Origin of the sequence: Streptomyces antibioticus, assembly GCF_002019855.1 — a bacterium.
Classification (GTDB): domain Bacteria; phylum Actinomycetota; class Actinomycetes; order Streptomycetales; family Streptomycetaceae; genus Streptomyces; species Streptomyces antibioticus_B.
In genome coordinates this window covers 8,428,062-8,448,904 of record NZ_CM007717.1, presented here as the reverse complement: position 1 = coordinate 8,448,904, position 20,843 = coordinate 8,428,062, and the positions used below count along the sequence as shown (strand labels likewise).

The 20,843-nt window shown below is 69.9% G+C and carries 21 protein-coding genes and 6 pseudogenes; 12 read left to right on the top strand and 15 right to left on the bottom strand.

Annotated elements, in window-relative coordinates; translation table 11 throughout:
• Positions 1–188 precede the first annotated feature (188 nt).
• Complete coding sequence (locus AFM16_RS38085; RefSeq protein WP_078636763.1) at positions 189–749, bottom strand: DM13 domain-containing protein; 561 nt, start codon at positions 747–749, stop codon at positions 189–191.
• An 898-nt stretch (positions 750–1,647) separates the two neighbouring features.
• Here AFM16_RS38085 and AFM16_RS38075 point away from each other — a divergent pair.
• Together AFM16_RS38075 and AFM16_RS38070 are read left to right on the top strand one after the other, a co-directional pair.
• Positions 1,648–1,965, top strand: a complete 318-nt coding sequence (locus tag AFM16_RS38075) for a thioredoxin family protein (protein ID WP_167797337.1) — start codon at positions 1,648–1,650, stop codon at positions 1,963–1,965.
• Between the two features lie 177 nt (positions 1,966–2,142).
• Positions 2,143–2,970, top strand: a complete 828-nt coding sequence (locus AFM16_RS38070) for a barstar family protein (RefSeq protein WP_078636760.1) — start codon at positions 2,143–2,145, stop codon at positions 2,968–2,970.
• A gap of 304 nt (positions 2,971–3,274) precedes the next feature.
• On the opposite strand, the pseudogene AFM16_RS38065 reads toward AFM16_RS38070, so the two are convergent.
• The 4 genes and pseudogenes from AFM16_RS38065 to AFM16_RS39205 form a co-directional block, all read right to left on the bottom strand.
• Positions 3,275–3,655, bottom strand: a pseudogene (locus tag AFM16_RS38065) (winged helix-turn-helix transcriptional regulator); the annotation flags it as partial.
• 22 nt (positions 3,656–3,677) lie between these two features.
• Positions 3,678–3,911: pseudogene (locus AFM16_RS40410) on the bottom strand (transposase); the annotation flags it as partial.
• A gap of 75 nt (positions 3,912–3,986) precedes the next feature.
• Positions 3,987–4,535 (bottom strand): annotated as a pseudogene (locus tag AFM16_RS38055) (transposase); the annotation flags it as partial.
• The gene (locus AFM16_RS39205; RefSeq protein ID WP_143648551.1) at positions 4,447–4,941 is read right to left on the bottom strand and encodes a hypothetical protein; all 495 of its coding nucleotides are present in this window, start codon (positions 4,939–4,941) and stop codon (positions 4,447–4,449) included. The gene AFM16_RS39205 and the pseudogene AFM16_RS38055, both read right to left, overlap by 89 nt.
• A 292-nt stretch (positions 4,942–5,233) precedes the next feature.
• Here AFM16_RS39205 and AFM16_RS38045 point away from each other — a divergent pair, with 292 nt between their 5' ends.
• On the top strand, positions 5,234–5,995 hold the full coding sequence (locus AFM16_RS38045) for a class I SAM-dependent methyltransferase (RefSeq protein ID WP_030793273.1): 762 nt from the start codon (positions 5,234–5,236) through the stop codon (positions 5,993–5,995).
• 214 nt (positions 5,996–6,209) lie between these two features.
• On the opposite strand, the gene AFM16_RS38040 is transcribed toward AFM16_RS38045, so the two are convergent.
• Positions 6,210–6,602: a winged helix-turn-helix transcriptional regulator gene (locus AFM16_RS38040; protein WP_030793275.1), complete on the bottom strand. Its 393-nt coding sequence runs from the start codon at positions 6,600–6,602 to the stop codon at positions 6,210–6,212.
• 148 nt (positions 6,603–6,750) lie between these two features.
• Between AFM16_RS38040 and AFM16_RS38035 the strand changes: the two genes are divergently transcribed.
• The 5 genes and pseudogenes from AFM16_RS38035 (at position 6,751) to AFM16_RS38010 (ending at position 10,621) form a co-directional block, all read left to right on the top strand.
• Entirely contained in the window at positions 6,751–7,596 is an 846-nt protein-coding gene (locus AFM16_RS38035) for an NAD(P)H-binding protein (protein ID WP_030793277.1), read from the top strand.
• Positions 7,597–7,680: 84 nt separating this feature from the next.
• Positions 7,681–7,917 (top strand): annotated as a pseudogene (tnpA, locus tag AFM16_RS38030) (IS200/IS605 family transposase); the annotation flags it as partial.
• A 326-nt stretch (positions 7,918–8,243) separates the two neighbouring features.
• Positions 8,244–8,828, top strand: a complete 585-nt coding sequence (locus AFM16_RS38025; protein WP_030793279.1) for a sigma-70 family RNA polymerase sigma factor — start codon at positions 8,244–8,246, stop codon at positions 8,826–8,828.
• Positions 8,825–9,574, top strand: coding sequence for an anti-sigma factor (locus AFM16_RS38020; protein ID WP_030793283.1), 750 nt, complete (start codon positions 8,825–8,827; stop codon positions 9,572–9,574). The genes AFM16_RS38025 and AFM16_RS38020 overlap by 4 nt, the downstream gene beginning before the upstream one ends.
• Positions 9,575–10,150: 576 nt before the next feature.
• Positions 10,151–10,621 (top strand): RICIN domain-containing protein, encoded by a 471-nt coding sequence (locus AFM16_RS38010; RefSeq protein WP_078636757.1) that lies wholly within the window; start codon positions 10,151–10,153, stop codon positions 10,619–10,621.
• 575 nt (positions 10,622–11,196) lie between these two features.
• On the opposite strand, the pseudogene AFM16_RS38005 reads toward AFM16_RS38010, so the two are convergent.
• The 6 genes and pseudogenes from AFM16_RS38005 to AFM16_RS37975 all read right to left on the bottom strand — a co-directional run.
• A pseudogene (locus AFM16_RS38005) lies at positions 11,197–11,424 on the bottom strand (FAD-dependent oxidoreductase); the annotation flags it as partial.
• A 209-nt stretch (positions 11,425–11,633) separates the two neighbouring features.
• The gene (locus tag AFM16_RS38000) at positions 11,634–12,296 is read right to left on the bottom strand and encodes a fasciclin domain-containing protein (protein WP_030793292.1); all 663 of its coding nucleotides are present in this window, start codon (positions 12,294–12,296) and stop codon (positions 11,634–11,636) included.
• A gap of 103 nt (positions 12,297–12,399) precedes the next feature.
• Complete coding sequence (locus AFM16_RS37995) at positions 12,400–14,031, bottom strand: sulfite oxidase (protein ID WP_030793295.1); 1,632 nt, start codon at positions 14,029–14,031, stop codon at positions 12,400–12,402.
• Positions 14,032–14,367: 336 nt separating this feature from the next.
• Positions 14,368–14,523: pseudogene (locus AFM16_RS40405) on the bottom strand (thioredoxin-disulfide reductase); the annotation flags it as partial.
• Positions 14,524–14,528: 5 nt separating this feature from the next.
• Entirely contained in the window at positions 14,529–14,948 is a 420-nt protein-coding gene (locus AFM16_RS37980; protein ID WP_030793297.1) for an arsenate reductase ArsC, read from the bottom strand.
• 55 nt (positions 14,949–15,003) lie between these two features.
• Positions 15,004–15,639, bottom strand: a complete 636-nt coding sequence (locus AFM16_RS37975) for an arsenate reductase ArsC (RefSeq protein ID WP_030793299.1) — start codon at positions 15,637–15,639, stop codon at positions 15,004–15,006.
• Positions 15,640–15,741: 102 nt separating this feature from the next.
• Here AFM16_RS37975 and AFM16_RS37970 point away from each other — a divergent pair, with 102 nt between their 5' ends.
• Together AFM16_RS37970 and AFM16_RS37965 are read left to right on the top strand one after the other, a co-directional pair.
• Positions 15,742–16,056: an ArsR/SmtB family transcription factor gene (locus tag AFM16_RS37970; protein ID WP_030793302.1), complete on the top strand. Its 315-nt coding sequence runs from the start codon at positions 15,742–15,744 to the stop codon at positions 16,054–16,056.
• A gap of 107 nt (positions 16,057–16,163) precedes the next feature.
• Positions 16,164–16,901 (top strand): aquaporin, encoded by a 738-nt coding sequence (locus AFM16_RS37965; protein WP_078637255.1) that lies wholly within the window; start codon positions 16,164–16,166, stop codon positions 16,899–16,901.
• A 454-nt stretch (positions 16,902–17,355) separates the two neighbouring features.
• Here AFM16_RS37965 and AFM16_RS37960 read toward each other — a convergent pair whose 3' ends face one another.
• Positions 17,356–17,718 carry an ArsR/SmtB family transcription factor gene (locus tag AFM16_RS37960; RefSeq protein WP_030793309.1) on the bottom strand — a complete coding sequence of 121 codons (363 nt, stop codon included), beginning with the start codon at positions 17,716–17,718 and terminating at the stop codon, positions 17,356–17,358.
• Between the two features lie 91 nt (positions 17,719–17,809).
• Here AFM16_RS37960 and AFM16_RS37955 point away from each other — a divergent pair, with 91 nt between their 5' ends.
• Positions 17,810–17,989, top strand: a complete 180-nt coding sequence (locus tag AFM16_RS37955) for a hypothetical protein (RefSeq protein ID WP_030793312.1) — start codon at positions 17,810–17,812, stop codon at positions 17,987–17,989.
• A gap of 35 nt (positions 17,990–18,024) precedes the next feature.
• Positions 18,025–19,407, top strand: a complete 1,383-nt coding sequence (locus AFM16_RS37950) for an NAD(P)-binding domain-containing protein (protein WP_030793316.1) — start codon at positions 18,025–18,027, stop codon at positions 19,405–19,407.
• A gap of 197 nt (positions 19,408–19,604) precedes the next feature.
• Here AFM16_RS37950 and AFM16_RS37945 read toward each other — a convergent pair whose 3' ends face one another.
• Positions 19,605–19,892: a hypothetical protein gene (locus AFM16_RS37945; protein WP_244369143.1), complete on the bottom strand. Its 288-nt coding sequence runs from the start codon at positions 19,890–19,892 to the stop codon at positions 19,605–19,607.
• A gap of 371 nt (positions 19,893–20,263) precedes the next feature.
• Entirely contained in the window at positions 20,264–20,605 is a 342-nt protein-coding gene (locus tag AFM16_RS37940) for a DUF5713 family protein (protein WP_078636756.1), read from the bottom strand.
• Between the last annotated feature and the right edge of the window lie 238 nt (positions 20,606–20,843).

Below are 20,843 nucleotides of genomic sequence, written 5' to 3'. Positions count from 1 at the left end.
GCCGCAAGGACCCGGCACCCTCCGATCCGTCCCGGCACCGCGACGACCGGCGCTCACGCAGGAGGAGGCCGCCACACTCCGGGCGAACACACAACGGAGGCGAACCACCGACCCGGCACACCGGCCTGCACGCCGTCCCCCACTGACACGGGCGGGCGCCGACGCAAAGACCGTGGCCCCGACGCCGGTCAGACGCCGGCCAGTTCGGCCGCACCGAACGAGACGTCGAACCGGTCGCACCAGATGCTGAGACTGGTGTAGCGAGACAGGTCCACGCCAGCGGGCACGGGGTAGTTCTGGCTGCCCTTGTTGCCCTTGAGCCTGCCGAGACTGACGTGCTCCCCGTCGTCGAAGACGTACCAGCCGGCCCGCCCCTCCCTCACCGGCGCATCGGTCAGCCACACCCTCAGATCCGGCCCGCTACTGGTGTCGAGATTCTCCAGCCGCACCACATGAGAACCATCCGCCAACCGAACCAGCCTCACCGTGCCCGACGTAGCATGCTCATGACCGACCAGCTCACCGCCCGCCACCGTCAGCGACCCCGCAGCCCCAGAAACGGTGACAGAAGGCCCCGCACCGGGCATGCCCGACGTCCGCACCGTGCCAGGCAGCGCCTCGTCCACGGTCACGTCCTGCCACAGCTTCCACGGCTGAAACCAATACAGCCCCAAACCCGCCCCCGCGATCACCACCGCCAAGACAGCGCCGACCAGCCGCCCACGCCCCGCCGTCCAAGTCCGCCACATGCCTCTCCGCCTCCCCACAGACCGTTTCCTTCACCGCCCCAATTCAACGCGGCAGGCGGGCGTCGTGGAGCCCCCAAGAGATGACAGAACCCTTACACCACCACGAGCGACACCAGCCACACCCCCCTGCGCGCTGCACGCCGCCGCGGCCACCGCACACCAACGCCTCACCCCCACCAGGCCCCACCAGTGGGAGGCACACCGACCGCGGCACGCTCGTCCTCAAAGTCGAGGGCATCGCCATCACCGTCGACCTCGCCCAGACCGAATCCCTCATCCCCGTCACTACCAGCCCCGGCAGCCCCTCTTCCACCGGCAACGGGTAACACCAACAACCACGGACGCCGGTGCCTCCCTGACCACCGCGCACAGCGAGGCGGCTGCCGGCCCGCGCGGCCAGATGGCCAGGCAGCGCGCCGGGAGTTGGCCGCGCGGTGCGAGCTTGTCGAGCAGAGTTACCCGAAGGAGGTGGGCGCCGCCCCCCCCACCCCGATGACCGGCTTGGAGGAGGCGCATCGCCTGTGCGTTCAGCCCGGGAAGGAGCCGCTCCCGGCCGAGCAACGGATCGACTGGACGGCAAAGCCAGCGTGGGTACGGGCCGTCGCCCCGGCCGACGTGTCAACACCCCAACCCATGGAAGCGCTGGTCCCAAGGGACTGACCGGCCGAAGCGGGTGCGATCCGGCCCGCCCTCCTCCTTCGCCACTCCCCCACGCCCGTCACACCGGACACGGAACAACCCCGCAGCGAACTGGATCACCCAACCGACACAACCCCTGGTCGCTGGTCCTGGCGTCGCGACCCTGAGCCACATGAAGCAATCGCGGCCAGCCGGCGTCGTCCGGGGCGACGGTACGGGTAGAGATGGGCTCCGAGTACACGGTGGGCGAGGAGAATCCATGGCGTTGATCGAGGTAACCAGCACCGAACAGTTCGAAGAGCTGCTCCGTAGGAGTGAGAAGGCGGCCGTGGAATTCACAGCCGCATGGTCTGGCCCTGGCCAGCTCATCCATCCCGTGTTCGAACGACTCTCAGAGCAGTACCACGACATCGGGTTCGTGTCCGTGGACGTCGACAGGGTCGCTCCCGTGGCCCAGGCGTACGGCATCCGAGCCATGCCCACCTTCATCTTCTTCAAGCACGGCGAGAAGAGCGACGACCTGATGGGGACGAGCAAGGCCGGTCTCGAAGGCAAGGTGAAGACGCTGGCCTCGTAGTGTTCGGCGCACAGCCGCCCACCACCGGGCCACCCGCCACCGGCTCGGAGGGCCGCGACCTCGCCACACAGAGCCCGTTGAGCCACGAGACCGCGGGGATCAGAACGGACACGGCGACGACGACTGCCTGGCGAGTTCTCGGGCCTCGGTAGGATCAGCGCTCTCACAGGGGGTGTGATGCGAACGTCGGGGCAGGGCGGCGCGGGGAAGAAGTACGCGCTGACCTCGGACGAGGCCGACAGCGACTTCTGGGGATTCGCTCACGAGGCCGAGGGGATCTTCACCCCCCGGCCGGACGAGCGTGAAGAGGGCGGCGCACGCCGCGTGCGCCTCGAAGGCTGCCTCCCCCAAGGTGGCCTGCTGAAGAGCCTCGATCATGTCGGCGGTCGTCGCGCCCGGGCAGGGAACGCCTGGCTCACTCTTCTCGACGGCGACGGTGTCACCATGGGGTCCTACTTCGTGGGCGAGGTCACCGTCGTCGACGTCGAACCTTCCCCCGATGCAGCCGGTCTGGTGGACCTCACGGTGACACTGTGGTGCGCGGACGCGCTGCCCGGTTCGGAACGCGTATGGGACCTGGTACGCACAGGTCACCTGAACCGGACCGGCATGTGGCACGACCTTGCACCCGCGGACAGACACGCATGGCTGTCGGTGGCGCTGTGGTCCCGGGGATACAGACACCGGGAAAGGCCCGACGCCCCGGCAGGGCAGATGTTCACCCTGGACGGACGGCACATCGTCGACGAAGACAGCTTCTACTGCGCCATCGGTGAGGCCGTCAACGGACCCGGCGGATACTTCGGCTGGAACCTCGACGCCCTCGACGACTGCCTTCGCGGCGGATGGGGCGCCACGACTCCCTTCACCCTGCGCTGGAACTCCTCGGCCGACGCCCGGGCACGGCTGGCCGAACGCCTGCCCGTCAGCAACCGTGAGACCACGGTGTTCGACCTGATCCTGGAGATCCTCGAGGAACGAGGCGTCAGCGTCATCCTTCACTGACAGCGCACCGTCTCAGGCAGTGGCCCGCGCAAGGACATCCGCACTCCTGCGGACGGCCGCGCGCGGAACGCCGAGAACACCATCAGGCTGCTGACGCAGCGACGCGCGCTCGGGCACTGCGACGACGCGATTGGCCCGGGTCGCGGCTTCCTGCCTCACGCCGCCGCGCGTGCGGGCCGTCTCCATGCCACTGCACCTCCTCCCGGACGCCGGGACACACCGCAGGAGCACCTGGCCTGCCGGCGGTGGCGCGTCACCAGTGCCAGCCAGTCCCCTCGACGCCCCCGGTTCTTCGCACCGCCCCTCACGCGGTGGCCGTCGTGCCCTCCCCGCATGCAACTGCCGGACGCTTCCGGGTGTAGCGGCTGCGCATGGCGTCGCTCGCCGAGGGGCCCGCCGCGAAGACATAGGCGCGGCTGTCGTCGAGACGGCGGCCGGTCCTGGCGTCGACGACCACGGGCTCGACCTCCTCCCCGGTGTCCGCGTCAACCAGGATCATGCTCCGTTCCCGGGCCGTCAGCCGGGAGTTGCCCCACGCGGCCAGAGTGACGATCACCGGACGCAGGGAGCGCCCGAGCTCGGTGAGCACGTACTCGTGACGGACAGGGTTGCTCTGGTAGGGCCGGCGCTCCAGCAGGCCGTCCGTGACGAGAGTCTTCAGACGTGCGGTGAGCATGCTGGAGGATCTCCACGTCCTCCCGCAGGCGGCGGTTCTCCCGCCGCAGTTGGGCCATTTCCTCGCGTTCGCTGCTGGTCAGGCCGTCGCGCTCGCCCGCGTCGACCTCGGCCTGCTTGAGCCAGTCGCGCACCGCGGTCTCGGTCAGGTCGAAGTCCTTGGCGACCTGACCGACCGAGCGGTCACCGCGTCGGCACAGTTCGACGATCTCGGCCTTGAACTCCGGCGTGAACGAGCGGCGAGGACGCGGCTTCTTCTTCCCCATGCTCTCCATGATGGACATCATCCTTCCGAGGCCGAAGCCCCTGATCTTCGATGTCCGTCAAAGCGGATCAAGCCCAATCGCTGCCGTCCAGGCCGGGGCGGGAACCTTGAGGACGGCCTGGTGAATCTGCTCATTGATGGTCATGCCGACCGAGTACTACAGCCACCGGCCGCGCTGGGCGAGCCAGGCGACGAACTCGTGGGTGCCGCCGCCGGAGTCGGTACGGATCAGCGTCCGGCGTCCGCGCCGGTACTTCTTCGGTAGTTGCGCCAAGGCGAGTTGGGCCGTGGTGATGTGGTCGGCGGCGGTGTTGCTGCCCGCGTTGCCCGGTCTGAGCAGGCCGGCGACCAGCTCACCGCTCCCGCCGCTTCCGTGATCCACGAAGCCCATCAGGGGGTGGTGTCCGAAGGTCTTCTTCCAGGTCGCGGTGGCGTCCTGCTTCTCAGAGTGGGCCAGCACGAGCACCCCGTCCAGGTCCACGATCACCTGCCCCGCGGCATCCGGCGCCGCAGCGCCGGCCAGCTTCCAGACGCGCTCACGCGCTTCGGCCCGAGCGGCCCTTATAGCGGACAGGGCCTTCGGCCCATCTGCGGCGAGGGCGTCGACGAGCCGGGAGACCACCGGTGGAGGGCTCGGAGATGATGTTGACCCTCTGTAGCGCGGGCGGGCCGCCGCACAGGCTGTCGATGTCCTTGACGTAGTACGGGGACCGGACGGCGCAGATGTCCTCCTTGGACTCGCAGGTCGCCGGGCCGGTGGGCAGCTTGAAGGTGACCGGCAGGCAGTCGGGGGACGACGCCTTCCCTGCCGGAGTTCCCGCTTCCTGTCCGGCCTCTGGAGCGTCCGCGGCCGGGGAGGCTGACACCGCTTCCGGCGAGGCGGTCCGTGCTGCGGAGCGGTGGCCGGGGGCGGACGCGGAGGCCGTCGTGCCCGCCCCGGCCCGCGTGCCGCCCGGCTTCCCGTCCCCGTCGTGTGCTGCCATCAGGTAGGTGCCGACGGCGGCCACCGCGACCACGGTGACAGCGGCCATGGCACCGAGCCAGGCCCGGCGGCGGGCGACCCTGCGCCAGGCCAGGGCCCCGGCCGGGTCGTCCTCTGCCGTCGACAGACCTTCCTTCCGCAGGCAGCCGGCCTGGATACCGCCGACGCCGCGGCGGTCGAGGCGGGCAACGGGACGACACGATCCAACGTCGGCCTGCCACTTTGCCAGGTGGGTCCAGCTCCAGAGTGCATCGCGGCGCGGCAAGGAACCGGTTTCCCGGCGCGGCGCTACCGTCATGAGGGTGACAGGAATCAATGCCGACCGGCGATGGTCCGATTCCATGCCGGCGGCCTATGAGCAGTACCTCGTGCCGGTGGTCTTCCGACCCTTCGCCGAGGACCTGACCGCTCGGGCGGCGGCGCTCCACCCTCGGCGGATCCTCGAACTCGCTGCAGGCACAGGCGTGTTGACGGCGGAGCTGCTCACAGCGGCGCCCTCGGCCGAGGTGACGGCCACCGACCTGAACGAGGCCATGGTCGCTTTCGCGTCCTCCCGGGCTCCTGGCGCGGTGTGGCGCCAGGCCGACGCGCAGCGGCTGCCGTTCCCGGACGGCGGCTTCGACCTGGTGGTCTGTCAGTTCGGTGTGATGTTCTTTCCCGACCGTATCGAAGCGTTCACCGAGGTCCGTCGGGTGCTGACCCCGGGCGGCCGGTTCCTATTCAACACCTGGGGCCCGCTCGGGACGCACGCCTTCGAAGTCGCGCTGCAGGCCGGACTGGAGCGGGCCTTTCCGGCCGACCCGCCACGGTTCTTCCAGACGGTTCCGCACGGCTATGCCGACCCCGCTGTCGTGGCCGCCGATCTGGCGGCCGCCGGGTTCGCTGTCGAGTACGAGCAGACGCTGACGCTTCAGGGCCGGGCCGAGTCGACCGCCGACCTCGCCACCGGGTACCTCACCGGGACGCCGGTGCGCGCGGCCGTTAACGAGCTCAGCGACGGATCAGCCGTCCGGGCCACCGTCATCGAAGAGATGACGGCCCGTCTGGGACCAGGACCGGTCACCGCCCCGATGTCGGCGTACGTCTTCCGCGCCGCGGCCTGAATGTGAGGAACAAAGCACTGGATCTGAGGCAGTCGAGGCAAGACCGTCCGGCTGTCTGACGGCGAACCCGCGCGCAAGGGTGCCCTGTGGAGCCCTGGTCGATGCGCGGGTTGCAGCGCAGGCAGGTACAGGAGGTCGCGACGCACCCCACTCGCTTGCGGGATGGACCAGGTAGCGGAGGTTCGGACAGGGATCGGGTCCTGTCGCTGACGCGCTACCGGGGTGGAGCGGTGTCGTAGGCGTGCCGGGACTGCTCGACCTTGTCCAGGTTGCCGGCAGCCCATTCGGCGAGGTGCGCGAAGAGCGGGGCCAGGCTGCGGCCCAGCTCGCTGATCTCGTACTCGACCCGAGGGGGGACCTCCGGGTGGTACGTACGCACGACCATGCCGTCGCGTTCCAACTGGCGCAGCCGCTGGGTCAGTACCTTCGGCGTGATCGTGCCGATCCGTCGTTCCAGTTCGACGAACCGTTGCCGGCCATGCACGTGGAGAGTCCACAGGATCGGCGTGGTCCACCGGCTGAACACGATGTCCACGACCGCACTGGTCGGACAGGCGAGTTCCGGGTCGGTCGTAGCGGCTGCCACCCGGTCGGCGTCGCCGGCCATACACACCCCCTCGGGATAGTCACTTTCCTGTAGGTACCTACTATATCGACGATGTTAGCGTCCCCGTGTCGCCCGGAGAACAGCTCTCGGCGGCGGCCCCGCCCGCTCGGGCGGCGACAGCCATGCTGAATTGACACGGGAGTTGCTCATGTTCGTAGTGACGGGTGCGACCGGTAACGTCGGCCGATCGCTCGTGCAGATCCTCGCGGCAGCCGATGCGCAGGTGACCGCGACATCCCGGGGGATCTCGGACGCGGACGTGCCGGACGGCGTCCGGTACAGGCAGGCGGACCTGGTCGAACCTGAGAGCCTCCGGCCCGTTTTCGACGGAGCCGACGCGCTGTTCCTGCAGAGCGGCGGCTCCAGTGCCCACCTGCTGAGCCCACGGGGCATCCTCGACGTCGCCAAGGCCGGCGGTGTCAGGCGGGTCGTCCTGCTGTCCTCCCAAGGAGTCGCGACCCGACCGCATGCGGCTTCTCACGGGGACCTGGGACGATCCATCGAGGACGCCGTCCGACAATCAGGCATGGACTGGACGGTCCTGCGCCCAGGAGGCTTCAACTCCAACGCGTACGCCTGGGTCGAGTCGGTCCGCGCCCTGAGGACCGCCGCCGCGCCGTTCGCCGACATCGGCCTGCCGACCATCGACCCGGACGACATCGCCGAGGGCGCAGCCGCAGCCCTGCGGGAGGACGGCCACGCCGGGCAGACATACGAGCTGACCGGCCCCGCCCTCAGCACGCCCCGCCAGCGGGCCGAGGCGATCGCCGACGCCCTCGGCGAACCCGTCCGGTTCATCGAGCAGACCCGCGACGAGGCCCGCGCGCAGATGCTGCGGTTCATGCCCGAGCCCGTGGTCGAGACCACGCTGACCATCCTGGGTGAGCCCACCCCCGCCGAGCAGCGCATCAGCCCCGACGTCGAGCGGCTCCTCGGCCGCGCGCCCCGCACCTTCGCCGACTGGGCCCAGAGCCACATCGCCGTCTTCCGATAGGCCCTGCGTCTCCGGCCAAGGCATTCCCAGCGATCCGTCACGACGCACCGCCGACCGCGCCCAGACGTTCCCGCACCTCGGAGCGAGGGCCCAAGGGCCGAGTTCGACGGCGAGGCCGACCACGTCCGCCTGCTGGTGGACCTCCCGCCGAAGATCGCCGTGTCCGGGCTGGTCGGCTCCCTCGATGGCGTGTCCTCGCGCAGACTCCGCCGGGAGTTCCCCGACCTCGTCCGCCACTACCGGCGGGCACAACGACTCTGGTCCGGCTCGTACTTCGCCGGACCGGTCGGCGGCGCACCGCTCAGCATCGTGAAGCAGTACGAAGCAGTACGAAGCAGTACGTTGAGCAGCAGAACCGGCCGCTCCGCCCCGGACCGATGCGAACACCGCGGATCCGTGCACACCGCCGAGGCCAGAGCAGCTCTCAGAACCGCCTCACCACCGGACCGAAGCCCGGTGCACCCCCGAACAGACCCGGTAGCCAGCCCAGGTCGCGCACAAGGTCGGGTAGCTGGTGCCCGATTCCTGACCGGGTGGCGACGCCGGTGAGACCCGCCCCCATCGGGCGTATGCGACCAATCCTCCGCTCGCGTGGCCTCGGATTACCCAGGGCCGTCCCGCCCCGCCGCGCCTATGGGAGAGTCATTGTGAAGGAACCGGTGTACATCGGCAGCAATCCATCTGCCCGACCTGATCTGCAACATCTGGTCCACGAGGTGGCGCTGGGTGATCAGGAGGCTTTCGCGGCGGTCTACGACGCCGTGGCCGGCTCCGTTCTCGGGGTCGCCCGGGCCGTTCTGCGTGATCAGGCCCAGTCGGAGGAGGTGGCGCAGGAGGTGCTGGTGGAGGTCTGGCGCACGGCCCCGCGTTACCGGCCCGAGCGGGGCACGGCCATGAACTGGATCCTCACCCTCGCCCACCGGCGGGCGGTGGACCGGGTCCGCTCCGTGGAGGCTGCGGCGGCCCGTGACACCAGGGCCGCGCTGCTCGACCATCAGCCGGCATACGACGAGGTGACCGAGCAGGTCGAAACGCGGCTGGAGCAGGAGCAGGTGAGGCGCTGCCTGCGCACCCTGACCGAACTGCAGCGTCAGTCGGTCACACTCGCCTATTACGGCGGCCTGACCTACCGGGAGGTCGCCGAAGCACTGGCGCTGCCGCTCGGAACGGTCAAGACCCGGTTGCGCGACGGGCTGATCCGACTCCGAGACTGCCTGGGGGTGACGGCATGACCACGGCCGACCTGCATACCCTGGCCGGCGCCTACGCCGTGCACGCGCTGGACGGTCAGGAACGTGCCGCCTTCGAGCGTCACCTGGTCGGCTGTGACGCCTGCGAGCAGGAGGTCGCCGAGTTCACAGCCACCGCCGGGCGCCTGGCCCTGGCCTCCACGGTGCGCGCCCGCCCCGTCATGCGGGAACAGGTGCTGCAGCGCATCACGACCGTGCGGCAGGTTTCACCCGGTGCCGCGCCGCTGGAGCGGGTACGCCGTGGCGCGCTGCGCGGAGGGGCCCTGGCGCGGTGGGCGCTGGCCGCGAGTGTGGCCGCCGCCGTGTTCGGCGGCACCGCCGTGTGGCAGTACGAGCGTGCCCAGGACGCGTCACGCGAGGCCGCCCGGGCGCAGCGGCAGGTTGAGGACGTGGCGGGCGTGCTGGCCGCGCCTGATGCCAAGTCGCGTTCGGCGAAGGTGGCGGGCGGCGCGGGCACGCTGGTGGTCTCCGCCAGCCGGGAGCGGGCCGTGTTCGTCGCCTCAGGGATGTCCGCGCCGCCGCGGGGCAAGGTGTACCAGCTGTGGTTCGCCGACGACGGCGGGAAGATGCGTTCGGCCGGCCTGATGGACCCCGACCGCAGCAGTCAGGCCGTACTCATGCAGGGAGCCGTCGACGGTGCCTCGGGCATCGGCATCACGGTGGAGCCGGCCGGTGGATCGAAGCAGCCGACCTCGACGCCGGTGGCCCTGCTCGGAGTGCCGGCTTGACGGTGCGCGTGGAGGGTCCGCCCGTCGGACGGGCTCTCCACGCGGTCACGTCCGGGCCAGGCCGTGTGGGGGCACGGGGGCGGGGGGCTTCTCGGTGGGTGCGGGGCGGGCGTGCCGCCGCGCGGGCTAGGACGGCGACGTGTGCGATGAGCGGGGCACAGCCCGCACAGACTTCCTCGACGCTCCACACGCGGCCCACGGTCGGGGCGTGGCGCAGGATCAGCACGACGGTGCCCGCGCAGTGTGCGGGGGTGTCGGGGGCGGCGCAGCGTTGGGTGCCGCAGTGGCAGTAGGCGACATGCCGCCGTACCGCCGGATCCGCAGTCTCCGTCGTGGCCCTCGATCGCAGAGCATTACGGGTCGGACGAAGCGACCGGACGGCGAGAAGTGGAGCATCGCATTCCGGCTCAAGCCTTGATCAACTTCCTTATGCATCTCAAATCCACTCGCGTAGAATCCAGGAACATCCGGGGGAAATTGACCTATTTCTGCAGGCCCCGGACTTTGCGTTCCAAGCGAAACGGGGAGACTCATGAATAAGGTGTCGAAAACTCGCGCCGCCATTGCGCTGCCGCGGTGCCTGCAATTCTGGTGGCTGTCTCTACACCTGCGTCGGCATCCGACAATATCCTGTGGCGCAACAAGCAGACGGGCGGGTGTCTCCGAGTCTGGAACACCGCCAACGTCGACACCAGCGCCGGGGCCTTGGTTCATTGCGTCGACGTCCCCAAGGGAGTCAGCATCAGATGGGACGATTCACAGGAAAGTCTTGAGAACCCGAACGGCGCCTGGAAGATCACGACCAGGAACACGTTTTTCGAAGGCCGCTGCCTTACCAGCTGGTACGCCGACGGGAGCGGAGTGGGCAAGGTCTACATCGAGCCCTGCGACCGCAAGGCGAATTACTATCAGCAGTGGTATGAGAACTGGAAGGGCGACGGCATGCAGATCGTCAACCGGCAGACCGGTCTGTGTCTCGACGGTGACGCCGATGGCCGCGTCTACACCAACACATGCAACGGCAGCGACTGGCAGATCTGGAAGTAGGCCCATTCCGGACTCAGGACCGCAAGCTGGTTCTTCCCCTGCCTGCTGAAAAGCTCCGCCGGCACCTCGGTACCGGAGGAGCTTCCTGCTTTCACTATCAGCCGATCGGCAGCCCGGCGAAATCATCCTCGATACCGTTGGGGTTCGAGCTGAATTCAAGGAAGCCAAACGAGTCCGACCGCATCGAACAAGCACGGGGATTCGCCTGGTTCGACGAACAATTGCCTTCGCGCGGGCGAGCGAAGCGCGGCGGCGACCGCGCGGTACTTGGGGTCTCGCCGGGCTCACGGTCCGCCCCCTCTCCGCCCCACTGTCGAGCCGGCTACCGCATCCACCTGCTTGTGCCGGATATTCCCGACGCAGTGGCCCGGCTGCGGATTACGGCCCGCGACCTCCAGCACGCCCGGCACCTCGGCGCCGCCCGCTCCGCGTCCACCGCGCACCGGACCGCCTGCGCCGACCGCCTGCTCGACACACTCGCCGCGGCGGAGAGTAAGCGCCTCGCCGACCGTGTCGTCGTGCCCGGGCATCTGGGCAGTGTCCTGTACCGCAACGTCTTGATCAGCGGGATCTGTGAAACCGGAGTCGACGCGATGCGTGCGTCCGTCGGATGCGGTCAGTTCGTGGGTGTGGGCATGACCGCCGAGGCGGTCCTCGGCCTCGTACAGGGTCACGTCATGGGCTTCGCTCAAGATGTGTGCAGCAGTCAGCCCCGCTACCCCGCTGCCGATGACGGCCGTACGGCGCAGGCTCTCCGCGCGGGTGACCTGCCCGCTCGGGGTCGCCTCGGGCGGTCGTTCCATGGTGTCCTCTCCTTCCCCGGACGGGTGAACGGCGCGTTCAGAGGGCTGGTCCGCAGGCTATGAGTCTGCGGACCAGCCCTCTGGTGAGGGGCACCCGCCTGGCGCCTGCCGGTGGGGGCCGGCGGACGCCCCGGCAGGAGGACGCGCGCCGCCCGAGTCGTTCCCGTCACGGCGACCGGGCAGGCGTGCGTCCTCGGCTCGTGGTGGTGTCAGCTCTTGGGCATCAGGACGGTGTCGATGATGTAGACGTTGGCGTTGGCGGTCTTGACGTTGCCGCAGACGACCTCGGCGGAGTCGTTGACGGTGTAGGACTCGCCCGAACCGGAGGTCATGACCTTCGACGTCTCCAGCGTGTCGAAGGAGCCGTTCTCCAGATCCTTCGGAGTGAGCTTCGTGCCGACGACGTGGTAGGTGAGGATCTTCGTCAGTTGCGCCTTGTCGGCGAGGACCTTGTCGAGGGTGGCCTTCGGGATCTTCTCGAAGGCGTCGTCGGTCGGCGCGAACACGGTGATGTTCTGAGCGTTGTTGAGGGTGTCGACCAGCCCGGCCTTCTTCACCGCCGCCACGAGCGTGGACAGCGCGGGGTTGTTGGACGCGGCCGTGGCCACCGGGTCCTTGGCCATGCCGTCAAAGGAACCGGCGCCGTTCTTCGGTACGGAGGAACAGGCAGGGCCGAACGGCCGGTCCGTGCCGCCCCCGGCGACCGTCGAGCCGCCCATGTCGTCGCTGCTCTTGGTGGCCCGAGCCGACGCCTTGTTCGAGGAGCCGGATGTGCCCGCCTCACTGCCGCTGTCGGAGCAGGCGGTCAGGGCCAGGGGAAGCACGGCGGCCGCGGCGAAGAGACCGGCGGTACGGCGGATCGGGATGTTCATCAAATGCTCCTGTCGGACAGTGCAGCGTGATGCGGCTGCGTTCGGGGTGTTGCGGAAAGGTGGTTCGGGGGAAGGGCACGAAGCCCGTGTGGGGGCCGGGGAGTCAGTCGACGGTCACGACGACGGAGTGCCGGCCGCCGGCGCCGTCGGGGATCGTCCGGGTGCGTTTGTCCGTCTGCACGGCGCCGGTCCGGTCGGTGGCGCGGACGGTGAGGGTGTGGCCGCCCTTGGCGGCCCGCCAGGGAAGAGACCACTGTCGCCAGGTGTCGCGTGTGTCCTCGGCGGCCAGATCGGCTTCCTGCCACGGGCCGTCGTCGATTCGGACCTCGACCTTGTCGATGCCCCGGTGCTGGGCCCAGGCGACCCCGGCCACCATCACCGTGCCGGCCCTGGGCCGGGCGAACGGTCGGGGAGTGTCGATCCGTGACGCGGTCTTGACCGGGGCCCGGCGTGCCCAGCCGCGCTTGACCCAGTACGGGTCGTAGGAGGCGAAGGTGGTGAGCTCGATGTCCTCGATCCACTTGCAGGCCGAGACGAAGCCGTACAGGCCCGGGACGACCATCCGGACCGGGAAGCCGTGCTCGAAGGGCAGCGGCTCTCCGTTCATGCCGAGGGCGAGCATGGCATCGCGGCCGTCCATGACGTCCTCGACCGGGCTGCCGATCGTCATGCCGTCCACCGACCGGGACACCAACTGGTCCGCCGGCCCGCCACGGGACGGAGGCTTGATGCCGCACTCGGCGAGCAGGTCGGCCAGCCGTACGCCGATCCAGCGGGCGTTGCCCACATACGGGCCACCGACCTCGTTGGATACGCAGGTCAGGGTGATGTCCCGTTCGATCAGCTCCCTGCGCAGCAGGTCGTCGAAGGAGTACGTACCGGGACGCTGCACGCCTTTGCCGTGGATCCGCAGCCGCCAGGAGTTCGCGTCCACCTTCGGCACCACCAGCGCGGTGTCCACCCGGTAGAAATCCGCGTTGGGGGTGACGAAGGTGCTGATCCCGGGGACGCGGAGCCCAGCCCTCCTGGGGACCGGTTGCGCCGGTGTCCCGGGAGAAGGCAGCACGAGCCCTTCACGGGAGGCGATCGCATCCTGGCCGCGCGAGGCGTTCAGTGACCGGCCGACCACGCCGGCCGCGGCGGAGGCCGCCGCCGCGGATGCGGCCGCGAGGACGAATCCCCGCCGGTCCCAGCCTGCCGACGCGGGCGGAGCGTCTTCCGCTTCCTCGGACGCAGAGCCGGATGCCGACGCTGCCGGCCGCCTCACCTCGGTGAGGCGGCCCACCAGCACGTACAGGAGCAGCGCTCCGGCAACGGCCCCGACGACGGAGGGGAGTGCGTCGGTGAGGCTGCTGGAGTCGGGGCGGCTGACGGCGGCTGACGCCCCGACAGCTCCGAAAAGAAGGACCCCGGCGGCTCCGATCCGCCGGAACCGCACTGCCAGAGCCCCCAGCACCAGGGCCAGCACGGCCAGCACGACGAGGATGCCGAGCTGCAGCACGAGCTTGTCGTTGGTGCCGAAGTGGCGGATCGCCCAGTCCTTGACCGCAGCGGGCGTTGCGTCGATGGACGCCCCGCCCACCGCGATGACCGGACTGGACTGCGGACGCACCGCTGCCGCGACCGGTTCGGCCACCGCCAGCGCTGTGCAGCCGGCCAGCACCCCGCTCAGCGCACCGAGCGCCAGGCGTGGCCGCCCCGGCCGTACTCGCTGGTCCTTCTCTTCATCCCTCACGGGGGGAATCCGGTTCTGCCCGTGGGGCGGATTGGGCCTGGACCCGATCAGGTGAAAAGAGATCGCAGACCAATCCAACGTGCATTCGGCTACGGATGGCGCAGTCGAGCGCCGGCCTGCTGAGTGGAAACCTCCCCCGAGGGCTGACACTGAGCGGCCTGCGGCAGCATCGCGTCCTCAGCGAAGCTGCCGAGAGCACCGATCCCGTTCGCCTGATGCGCTTGTTCGGCATCACCGACCAGACCGCCATGCGCTGTCTCACCACGGCGCACCCCGAACGCACTCAGGTCACGGGTGGCGCCGGTGAGGACGTCGCGCAGGACGACGCCGCCGGGCCTCCACCTCGGTCGTGGTCGTCAGCGACCCGCCGACGAAGACGGAGCTGCCGAAGAGCGGGGGCCTCGTCCGGGCGCGACCGGTGCAGAGGGCGGCGGTGTATCAGGCGGGTCCGGAGCCGAGGACGATGACCTCGCGTATCACGTTTCCGGTCAAGGAGGTCACGCCTCCTGCCGGGCGCCGATCTCGGCGATCAGGGCCTCGATACGGGTCCTGATCTCGTCGCGGATGGGACGGACGGCCTCGACACCCTTGCCGGCCGGGTCCTCCAGGGCCCAGTCGAGGTACTTCTTGCCCGGGAAGACGGGGCAGGCGTCGCCGCAGCCCATCGTGATGACGTAGTCGGACGCCTGCACGGCCTCGGTGGTGAGGATCTTCGGCTCGGCCGCGGAGATGTCGACGCCGGCTTCCTTCATGGCCTCGACCGCGGCGGGGTTGACCTGGTCGCCGGGGACGGAGCCGGCCGAGCGGACCTCGATCCGGTCGCCCGCGAGGTGGCTGAGGAAACCGGCGGCCATCTGCGAGCGGCCGGCGTTGTGCACGCAGACGAACAGCACGGAGGCGAGCGGGCTGGAGGACATCGGTCTCTTCCTTCGTCAGTGGATCAAGCAGATGGTGCGGGATCGGATACGACGTTCAGGCGCCCGGCAGGGAGGCGAGCAGTTCGGTGATGCGGGCGTCGATCTCGTCGCGGATGCCGCGGACGACGGCGATCGGCGCACCCTCGGGGTCGGTGACGGGCCAGTCCAGGTAGCGGCGGCCGGGCACGATCGGGCAGGCGTCGCCACAGCCCATGGTGATCACGATGTCGGCGGCCTGAACGACCTCGTCGGTCAGTGGCTTGGGAAACGCCTCGGTCAGGTCGATACCGGCCTCGGTGAGGACCTGGGCGACGACCGGCTCGACTTCAGCGGCCGGGCGCGTGCCCGCGGAGGTGACGACCACATGCCCGTCGGCGCGATGGGCGAGGAGCGCGGCGGCCATCTGCGAGCGGCCGGCGTTGTGGGTGCACACGAACAGCACCCGCGGTAGACCGCTGCCCGGTGCGCCCTCGCTGTGGGCGAGCGCGTCCAGTCGCTCGGTGGCCAGGCGCTCGGTCAGCACCACGAGGTGGTTGCGGATGCAGGCCTCGGCGGCGAGGCGCTCGTAGGAGTCAGTGACCAGGCGCTGAACGGTCTCCGGCGAGAAGTGCCCGCGATGGCGCAGGGCGAGCCGGGCGATACCGGCCGCGAGACGCTCGTCGGGCAGGACAGGAGGCCGGGATGCGGTCATGGGAACCCCTTCGGGGCATGGGTCCCCACCGGTGTGAGGATACGGGTCCCAAGGTTCAGCCCAGGCTGGTATCAGCCCGGAGTGATGTGAGAGTATCAGCCCATGCTGACGTCAGTCGACACTGATCTGTTGCGGGTTCTGGCCGACCCGCTCCGCCTCCAGATCGTCACCTTGCTGGCCAGGGAGACGCTTTGCAGTACGCACCTGATCGAGGAGACGGGGGCCAAGCAGACCAACCTGTCCAACCATCTGAAGGTGCTGCGCGAGGCCGGGGTCCTGGAGACCGAGCCCTGCGGCCGGTTCACCTACTACCGGCTCAAGCCCGACGTCATCGCGTCCCTCGCGGGTCAGTTCGCCGACCTGGCGGAGACCGCGCGGGCCACGGCCGAGAACAACGTCAAGCGGTCCTGCCCCTGAATCCCCGGGCCCGTCCACCGCCGCATCCCGTCGCCAGCCGCACGCACCGAGGAGTCCCGTTGACCGCTACCGAGGCCACCGAGCACGACCGAGCCGAGGAGTCCGCCATGGCGGCGGACATCGAGCTGCAGCCCGCCCCGGGGGCCACCCTGCGCCAGACTCCTCCGCTGATCGCCAGGGCCGCCGCTGAACTGGTAGGCACGGCGGCCCTCGTCGCGGTGGTGGTCGGCTCCGGTATCCAGGCCACCGGGCTGACCCAGGATGTCGGCCTGCAACTGCTGGCCAACTCCACGGCCACCGTCTTCGGCCTCGGCGTTCTGATCACCCTGTTCGGTCCGGTCTCCGGCGCGCACTTCAACCCCGTCGTCACCCTGGCCGAGTGGTTCACCGCCCGCCGCGGCGGCGCGGGCGTTTCGGTCCGGGAAGCGGCCGCCTACGTCCCGGCCCAGATCGTCGGGGCCGTCGCGGGCGCGATCCTGGCCGATGCGATGTTCGGCGAACCGCTGGTGAAGTGGTCCACCCACGACCGGTCCGCCGGGCACCTGCTGCTGGGCGAGGTCGTCGCCACCGCCGGCCTGATCCTGCTCATCTTCGGCCTGGCCCGCACCGACCGACTCCGGTTCGCCCCCGTCGCGGTCGCCTCGTACATCGGCGCGGCGTACTGGTTCACCTCGTCGACGTCGTTCGCCAACCCGGCCGTGACCATCGGCCGTGCCTTCACCGACACCTTCGCGGGCATCGCGCCGGGCTCGCTGCCGGGGTTCATCGGCGCCCAACTCGTGGGCGGGGTCGTCGGTCTGGCGCTCGTGGCGCTCGTCTTCGTGCATGGCCGGTCCGCCGAATGACACGGAGCGCGCGGGTGACCTGCGGCGGTCAGGCTGGCCTCGCCGCCGGTCACCACGTGCGCCGTGCCGGTCTCGGCTTCACCGCCCTCAACGCCCGGAGCGCGGCAGGCGGTACCTGACAGGACACGTGGGACTCACCTCAGCCTCTCTTTCCCTCTTCGAGAGGCGCCGACTGCACACGGTGGAGTAACGCAGCCCGCCCGCGTGACGCGTCGCCGGGCAGCGCGCCTGGTGATCGGACCCGTGCGGCATATGAGAGAGGGCGGTGCGGGCGGGCGTGCCGTCGCGGTCAGCGGGGCCGGGGAGGAATCTGCCGCGGCCGCTGGGCTGGGCGGCGTCGGCCACGGCCCGGGCGCCCAGGTCGCTGCCACACCGCCCCAGTCACCTGGGCACCCCCGACTCCGCGACGGTCGACGGCCAAGGCGCCGACCCGGATGCCTGCCGTCGCTCTCGGTCAGGTGCGCAGGTCGAGCATGGCGGACATCGCCGCGACCACGGACGGGGCGACCCGGTAGTAGACCCAGGTCCCGCGCCGCTCGGATGTCAGCAGGCCGGCTTCGCGCAGCTTCTTCAGGTGGTGGGAAACGGTCGGCTGGGAGACGCCGACGTCGGAGATGTCGCAGACGCACGCCTCGCCGCCCGCATACGAGGCGACCTTGGAGAAGAGGCGTAGCCGCACGGGATCGGACAGGGCCTTGAACATGGCGGCCATCTTCTCCGCATCGGCCGGCGACAGCTCGCCCGCCGCGATCGGCGGGCAGCACGGCACCGCCCCGGTGTCCAGGACGGGCAGTTCGGCTCCCTCTGACTTCGACATGCGTCTATGTTGACACTCGTCGATACGGGTGGCAAGCTCCAGACGCCGAAGGACATCGACAGGCATCGAAACAAGGAGCGTCGTGACCGCCATGACCACTCGAATCCGCACCGCTTTCACCGCCGCCCTCGCCCGCCACACCGCCAACCACACCGCCCGGCGCCTGGCCGGCATCCGTTTCTGCGACGGCTGCGCACAGGTCTGCGACGCCTCCTGCCGGGCCGAGGCCCACCGGCAGCGCGCCCAGTCCGCGCTCACCTTCGCCCGCTAGTCCGACCCGACCAACACTCAGGGAGACCGACCACCATGAGCGAGCAGCAGCTCCCCGTCGTCGTCATCGGAGCCGGCCCCGCCGGCCTGGCCGCAGCCGCCCACCTTGTCGAGCGCGGCATCACCCCCCTGGTCCTGGAGGCCGGACCGGCCGCCGCGGCCGCGGTGCGCGAGTGGAGCCACGTACGCCTGTTCTCCACCTGGGGCGAGCTCACCGACCCGGCTGCCGAGAAGCTGCTCGCCCCCACCGGCTGGACCAAGCCGAATGGCGCCGGCTATCCCTCGGGCGGCGACTGGGCCGAGCTCTACCTGCAGCCCCTGGCCGACGCCCTGGGCGATCGCGTCCGCTACGGCGCGCGCGTCACCGGTGTCTCCCGCGCCGGACGCGACCGCATCGTCGACGCCGACCGCGAAACCCAGCCCTTCGTGCTGCACCTCACCACCGCCGACGGCCGCGAGGAGCGCCTCTTCGCGCGCGCCGTCATCGACGCCTCCGGCACCTGGGCCAGCCCCAGCCCGGCCGGAGCCAGCGGACTGCCCGCCCTCGGCGAGAAGGCCGCCGCCGACCGCGTCACCTACCGGGTGCCCGACCTCAAGGACCCGGCCGTGCGCGCCCGCTACGTCGGCAAGCGCACCGCGGTCATCGGCTCCGGCGCCTCCGCCTTCACCGCACTGGCCACCCTCGCCGAGGCCTCCCGCACCGAGCCGGCCACGCACGCAGTGTGGGTGCTGCGCCGCGGTATCTCCGGTTCCACGTTCGGCGGCGGGGATGCCGACCAGTTGCCGGCCCGTGGCGCCCTGGGCCTGGCGGCGAAGGCCGCCGTCGACGACGGCCACGCCGACGCCGTCACCGGCTTCCGCACCGAAGCGATCGAGCGGGCCGACGACGGACGGCTCATCCTCGTCGACGAGGACGGCCGACGCCTCGACCCCGTCGACGAAGTCATCGTCCTCACCGGCCTGCGCCCGGATCTCTCCTTCCTCTCCGAGATCCGCCTCGGCCTGGACGACCGCCTCCAGGCGCCCACCGAGCTGGCCCCCCTGATCGACCCCAACCAGCACTCCTGCGGCACCGTCTACCCGCACGGCCATCGCGAGCTCTCCCACCCCGAGCCCGGCATCTACCTGGTCGGTATGAAGTCCTACGGCCGTGCTCCCACCTTCCTCGCCATGACCGGATGCGAGCAGGTCCGCTCCGTCACCGCCGCCATCGCCGGTGACCTCGACTCCGCCGACCGCGTCGAACTCACCCTCCCCGAAACGGGGGTGTGCGGCGGCGCCGGCCTCTTCGACGACCCGTCCGCCGAGCAGGCAGCCGACGGGGGCTGCTGCACCCCGGCGCCTCCTCTCGTACAGATCGGCATCGGCGCGCCGACCACACCCGGCGTCGGCCAGGCGCCCTCATCCGGCGGTTGCTGAACCCGAGCTCATGGGGTGCCCCAGCCAGCGGCGGCCGGGGCACCTCCGCCCCTACGGCAGGAGAATCCACCATGTCGGCGCGCGCCCCCGACCCTGCGGCCTCGCCGCCTTTTGACAGCGAGCTGTCCGGCGCCGAAACGGCCGTACTCCGCGACGGCCACGCCACCTCCGCCACCGCGCAGCGCAGGCTCCCGCTGTCAGGCGTCAGGGTCGACTTCGGGGTGCGTGAACCGCAGGGGCTTGCCCAGCGACCGGGCGTAGGCGATTTCGGCTCGGGTGCTGTCTCCGATGTAGTCGCCAACCACGAGCACCTCATCAGCGAGCCGGATCTTCGCCCGGTGCAGATCGTCGAGTCGAACCTTCAGCGCCTCGGCCTCGACGGGATCGGACCAAAGCACATGCGGCGACTTCATGTCACACCCCGGTTTGACGACAGTCTTTCCGGCCTTCGTCTCCCGCAGATCGGCCTCGTTCATCTGGATCACGAAGCGGGTGGAGCCACAGATCACGACGATACGCGGGAGGCTCGACAGCCTTTTCGCTTCGGCGAGTTCTTTTCGGGGGTGATCAGGTGCGGGTATGACACTGGTTCCTCCTGGTGGGGTGGTCCAAGGAGTGCGTGCGGAGACGAGAACGAGGCGTACGCACCCCGCAAGAATCGCGGCGACCTGCGCGCCGCATTTCGACCCGGCCGGCTACCGCGAGCTCTGTGCGGTCGGGTACGGGATCAACCGCCTCGTGAAGCACCGTGCGTTCGCCCCGCGACAGGACTAGCTCGCCGTCCGCCGCGAGGCGACCGTGCTGATCGCAGCTCTCAACCAACGGCTATGGACGGAGATGGCTTTCCCGTCCTCGTTCACCAGTCCCGGCCGGCAGTAAGCGCCTCCGCATCCGCGTCCGTGAACCCGTATGCCGACGCGACGAAACAGAACTCGTCGCAGATCCACTCGCGCGCGACCGTCTCGATCCCGCTGCCCGTCGCCATGAACTCCCTTCCCAGCGCGTTGAATTCCTCGGTCGCAGCCTGAGTGAGCCCGTACAGGGTTGGGAGATCCGACGGCTGTTCGGCCTCAACGCGCTCACACAGCCGCAGCAGGATCGCCTTCCCCTCGTCGACCAGGTGATCAGGGAAGTACGGATCGTCATACATCGGCCGCAGAAACACGTGTCCCGCGACCTGCTGGTTGGTGATCGGCATGGCGCTTCCCTACCTCTACGACGAGTTGACACGCCGATCATGCACAGCACCACGCGCGCAACGACGCCGCCTGCGCAGGCCAGACTCACGCGACCAGGACTTACACCCCCTAGTCGGCGGTGACTCCCAGTAGCCGATCGCACGGGCCTCCCGTCGCGGTACAGCACTGTGCAGTTCCCCTGGGCGCGGCCCGGGAAATCCAACCGCTCGGAGTCGAGGGCGGCGTCCCACTCGTCGT

What these genes read in the sequence shown, in the direction of transcription:
- AFM16_RS38070 (WP_078636760.1), top strand. Translation starts at nt 2,143, where the DNA reads ATGCGAACGTCGGGGCAGGGCGGCGCGGGGAAGAAGTACGCGCTGACC.
- AFM16_RS38040 (WP_030793275.1), bottom strand. Translation starts at nt 6,602, where the DNA reads ATGGCCGGCGACGCCGACCGGGTGGCAGCCGCTACGACCGACCCGGAA.
- AFM16_RS37960 (WP_030793309.1), bottom strand. Translation starts at nt 17,718, where the DNA reads ATGTCGAAGTCAGAGGGAGCCGAACTGCCCGTCCTGGACACCGGGGCG.
- AFM16_RS38035 (WP_030793277.1), top strand. Translation starts at nt 6,751, where the DNA reads ATGTTCGTAGTGACGGGTGCGACCGGTAACGTCGGCCGATCGCTCGTG.
- AFM16_RS37980 (WP_030793297.1), bottom strand. Translation starts at nt 14,948, where the DNA reads ATGTCCTCCAGCCCGCTCGCCTCCGTGCTGTTCGTCTGCGTGCACAAC.
- AFM16_RS37940 (WP_078636756.1), bottom strand. Translation starts at nt 20,605, where the DNA reads ATGCCGATCACCAACCAGCAGGTCGCGGGACACGTGTTTCTGCGGCCG.
- AFM16_RS38020 (WP_030793283.1), top strand. Translation starts at nt 8,825, where the DNA reads ATGACCACGGCCGACCTGCATACCCTGGCCGGCGCCTACGCCGTGCAC.
- AFM16_RS38085 (WP_078636763.1), bottom strand. Translation starts at nt 749, where the DNA reads ATGTGGCGGACTTGGACGGCGGGGCGTGGGCGGCTGGTCGGCGCTGTC.
- AFM16_RS38045 (WP_030793273.1), top strand. Translation starts at nt 5,234, where the DNA reads ATGCCGGCGGCCTATGAGCAGTACCTCGTGCCGGTGGTCTTCCGACCC.
- AFM16_RS37975 (WP_030793299.1), bottom strand. Translation starts at nt 15,639, where the DNA reads ATGACCGCATCCCGGCCTCCTGTCCTGCCCGACGAGCGTCTCGCGGCC.
- AFM16_RS37965 (WP_078637255.1), top strand. Translation starts at nt 16,164, where the DNA reads ATGGCGGCGGACATCGAGCTGCAGCCCGCCCCGGGGGCCACCCTGCGC.
- AFM16_RS37970 (WP_030793302.1), top strand. Translation starts at nt 15,742, where the DNA reads ATGCTGACGTCAGTCGACACTGATCTGTTGCGGGTTCTGGCCGACCCG.
- AFM16_RS39205 (WP_143648551.1), bottom strand. Translation starts at nt 4,941, where the DNA reads ATGGCCGCTGTCACCGTGGTCGCGGTGGCCGCCGTCGGCACCTACCTG.
- AFM16_RS37950 (WP_030793316.1), top strand. Translation starts at nt 18,025, where the DNA reads ATGAGCGAGCAGCAGCTCCCCGTCGTCGTCATCGGAGCCGGCCCCGCC.
- AFM16_RS37955 (WP_030793312.1), top strand. Translation starts at nt 17,810, where the DNA reads ATGACCACTCGAATCCGCACCGCTTTCACCGCCGCCCTCGCCCGCCAC.
- AFM16_RS38075 (WP_167797337.1), top strand. Translation starts at nt 1,648, where the DNA reads ATGGCGTTGATCGAGGTAACCAGCACCGAACAGTTCGAAGAGCTGCTC.
- AFM16_RS38000 (WP_030793292.1), bottom strand. Translation starts at nt 12,296, where the DNA reads ATGAACATCCCGATCCGCCGTACCGCCGGTCTCTTCGCCGCGGCCGCC.